We start from the raw sequence: 759 nt of genomic DNA, 5'->3' as shown, positions 1-759 counted from the left end.
GATATTGGCCCCCGGCGGGCTGCCGATGATCTCGCGCTGGGCCTGGTACTGATCGTCGAACTCGCCCTGGCGCCAGGCGAACACCCGGACCTGCAGGTTGGCCGGTGCGTCGCCGCGGTTTTCCAACCACAGCGCCCCGGCTTTCTGATTGGCCTCCAGCACTGGATCGATCGGCCAGATCAGTACCGAAGTGGCGGCCTGCAACGGTGCACTGCCCAACAGGGCAACCGCGCAAGCCAAGAGGTTGTAACCCAAGCGCGAACTGCCAGCGCCTACTCCCATGCACACACTCCTTATTATCCAAGTCATTCAGCGGCGCGGCTCAAAAGGTCAGCACCACCTGCACCACATCGGTATAGCTGCCGGCCGGCAGAGTGCCGGTCAACTGGGCCCGGGCGTAAACCGGCAAGCTGATGGCCGCAGGGTCGCTGTAGCTCACCGCCACGCTCTGGTTGATGCCCAGGCTCTGGCTGAAGCCGGCATCGCGAAACAGTTGATAGGCCACCAGCGAAGTACCGCTGCTGCGTTTGAGGTTGCGCGTGCCACTGGCGCTGTTTAATCCGGCATCGACGCTCATGCTCAGGCTTACCCCCGGCGTGCATTGCAGGGTCACCGTCGTTCCGCCCAGGGCGGTGCTCACGCTGCTGGTCGACAGCGCCGAATAACTGCCGAAATCCAGGCTGCCGTAGTTGCTCACCGCGCCCACCACCAGGCAACCGGAGGCCACCGTGGCACTGACCTGAAAGGTGCTGCTGGTGA

2 protein-coding genes are annotated in these 759 nt (G+C 63.9%); both read right to left on the bottom strand.

Annotated features, from left to right (window positions below):
- A partial coding sequence (locus tag UW3_RS29360; protein ID WP_010221825.1) for a fimbrial biogenesis chaperone occupies positions 1-282 on the bottom strand: 282 nt, incomplete at its 3' end.
- Between the two features lie 40 nt (positions 283-322).
- Positions 323-759: Csu type fimbrial protein (locus UW3_RS26665; protein WP_010221824.1), on the bottom strand; the 437-nt coding region annotated here is incomplete at its 5' end.

The organism is Pseudomonas donghuensis, assembly GCF_000259195.1.
Taxonomy (GTDB): Bacteria; Pseudomonadota; Gammaproteobacteria; order Pseudomonadales; family Pseudomonadaceae; genus Aquipseudomonas; species Aquipseudomonas donghuensis.
The sequence above is the reverse complement of the archived record's forward strand: the minus strand, read 5'-3'. Positions and strand labels throughout refer to the sequence as shown.